Below are 2,748 nucleotides of genomic sequence, written 5' to 3' on the forward strand. Positions count from 1 at the left end.
TCGTAACGGGATACCAGATCAAGAGCCTGTCCAGTGTGCATAAAAAAATCCGGAAACGGGTGAACATTTCCGGATTCTTACACAGCCACTGGATCGGTCAACCGATCCTTAAATGATCGGCATTAGGGAATTTCCCCGTTTTTTTATCTGCAAGTCAGGCTTTTGGTTTGTAGTTACGCAACGCGTTGCGGCCGAGAACCACACCAGAACCGATAATTCCACCGAGCAAGACTGCCAGAATTAACGCGATAACCTTTTTCGGGCTGTCACGATAGACGGGAAGATCCGGCTTCATGACGTAACGATAGACATGGATGGTATCAGGGTTCACGTTCAACTTCTCTATATCCAGTAAGTTTTGCTTAGTCTGGTAGTAAGCGCCAGAGAAGACCAGCGGACGAGACGCTTCGTTATCAATCATTGATTTCAGCGCTTCGCTCCCCAGCAGGAACATGGTTTCCTGAGTCACGTCCTGAGTTTGCTGGATCTGCGGAGTGGTAATTTTCGCCGCTTCCGCGTTCTTAAGCGCCTCAGAAATCTGTTTAATGCGCAGATCTTTCTGCTCCTGAGCGACTTTTTCCTGGTTTTCAAGAGAGTCATTGAGGCTGGTGATCTGCTGCTTAATGTTATCTTTAAGGTCGAGCGCAAGTTCCTTCGCCGTTTGCTCGTCTACCTGCTGAATGTATTGCGCCAGCTGCTTTTGCGCAGCTTCAGCAGACTCACCTTGATAGGTGACGCTCAACGGCAACGCTTGACCTTTAACGGTGGTATCAATGGTCAGTTTTTCTGGCATTTCCTGGTTTTCAAGCGCCTGGGCTAAAGCAGAAAATGAGGAATTGAAACGACCAATGGCACGGTTTTGGATATCCTGCATTGAAGGAGCAGCATTACCGTAAAGAATATTCAATGCGTTCGCGTAAGTAGCAATCTGCGCCGCATCCGGCTGGGCAATGATGGCAGACGAGGTCCATTTTTCTTTTGCAACGGTAATGTAAATACCTGCACCGAAGATAAAAACAGCTATAAAAGCGCCAATTATCAGCTTTCCGCGCCACAACTGGAGAACTAAATCTACTAAATCAATTTGCTCCGGATCATTACTGCTATTAACCGGAGTATTATTGTTCTGCGTCATACAATCCCTAACAGATGAAAAAGGGCAAAAAACAGTGATGTTTACATAGTGTATCTGTTGCCAGCGATTTTTCTATCAGAATCCGATGAGTTATATCGGAAAGATGGGTTATGTAACTCGCGGTCAACGCGCTATCATATAGCAATTCAGATGCCTCAGGCATCGACAAGATAGAAATATAATGAGGGAAGATATGAAATTTTTGGTCACGGGCGCGGCAGGTTTTATCGGATCGCATGTCAGCCAACGCTTGCTGGATGCCGGACACCAGGTCGTCGGTATTGATAATCTTAATGACTATTATGACGTCAATCTTAAGCTGGCACGTCTGGATGTACTGAAATCCGGGAATTTCACCTTCCACAAGATGGAGTTAGCCGATCGTGAAGCTATGGCAGCGCTGTTTGCCAGCGAAAAATTTGATCGCGTGATACATCTGGCCGCACAAGCCGGTGTGCGCTACTCGCTGGAAAATCCGCATGCGTATGCGGATGCTAACCTGGTCGGTCACCTTAACGTGCTGGAAGGTTGTCGTCATAACAAGGTACAGCACCTGCTGTATGCCTCATCAAGCTCCGTTTATGGTCTGAACCGCAAGATGCCGTTCTCCACTGACGACTCCGTAGATCACCCGGTGTCACTGTATGCGGCGACCAAAAAAGCCAACGAGCTGATGTCGCATACCTACTCTCATTTGTACAACCTGCCGACCACCGGCCTGCGTTTCTTTACCGTGTATGGCCCGTGGGGACGTCCGGACATGGCGCTGTTTAAGTTTACAAAGGCAATGATCGAAGGCAAAAGCATTGATGTTTACAACTACGGCAAGATGAAGCGCGACTTTACCTATATAGATGACATCGCCGAAGCTATTCTCCGCCTACAGGATGTTATCCCTCAGGCTGATGAAAACTGGACTGTCGAAACCGGTTCGCCGGCGACCAGTTCCGCGCCTTATCGCGTTTATAACATTGGTAACAGCTCTCCGGTTGAGCTTATGGATTACATTACGGCGCTGGAAGAAGCACTCGGCAAAGAAGCAGAGAAAAACATGATGCCGATTCAACCAGGTGACGTGCTGGAAACCAGCGCGGACACGAAAGCGTTGTATGACGTTATTGGCTTTAAACCGCAGACCTCAGTCAAAGACGGGGTGAAAAACTTCGTGGACTGGTATCGCGCTTTCTACAACGTCTAAAACAAAAAACCGGCACACTGGCTAATGCCAGTCAGTAAAGCAACTGACTGGCCTTTTTTCGGGGCTGTGGGGTATCTCCAGGGCCTCTCCTTTACCACCCTTGGAAAGGCCCTTTCTCTTCTTGTCGGCAACTTTACCAGCTGTCCCATGCTTTCAAGATCACGCATCAGCTCCGGGATACGCCCTGGTGAAGCGCCCTGCAACGTCATCAGCATTCTCATGACCATGCCGCATGATTCTGAGAAGCTCAGCTGATTCGGCCAGTATCCTTTCAGATGGCCCGCCATCTTAATCATCTGATATCGCACCAGATTATACGCCAGTAACACGCCCCATAACTCCTGCTCCACAAGCTCCGGCTTTTTACTTCTCAGCGTCAGCCTGCTCAGTTGCATCGTTTGTTTTATCTCCCTGT

2 protein-coding genes and 1 pseudogene are annotated in these 2,748 nt (G+C 48.5%); 1 reads left to right on the forward strand and 2 read right to left on the reverse strand.

All coding sequences use genetic code 11. The features are described from left to right. Positions 1-154 precede the first annotated feature (154 nt). Entirely contained in the window at positions 155-1,135 is a 981-nt protein-coding gene (wzzB, locus tag PUZ33_RS25030; RefSeq protein ID WP_058681272.1) for an LPS O-antigen chain length determinant protein WzzB, read from the reverse strand. 193 nt (positions 1,136-1,328) lie between these two features. Here wzzB and PUZ33_RS25035 point away from each other — a divergent pair, with 193 nt between their 5' ends. Then, positions 1,329-2,333 carry an NAD-dependent epimerase gene (locus PUZ33_RS25035; protein WP_058681271.1) on the forward strand — a complete coding sequence of 335 codons (1,005 nt, stop codon included), beginning with the start codon at positions 1,329-1,331 and terminating at the stop codon, positions 2,331-2,333. Here the strand turns inward: PUZ33_RS25035 and PUZ33_RS25040 are convergent. After that, positions 2,330-2,748: pseudogene (locus tag PUZ33_RS25040) on the reverse strand (IS4 family transposase); the annotation flags it as partial. The gene PUZ33_RS25035 and the pseudogene PUZ33_RS25040 sit on opposite strands and share 4 nt — an antisense overlap.

This window comes from Enterobacter cloacae complex sp. 2022EL-00981 (assembly GCF_028737495.1).
Taxonomy (GTDB): Bacteria; Pseudomonadota; Gammaproteobacteria; order Enterobacterales; family Enterobacteriaceae; genus Enterobacter; species Enterobacter cloacae.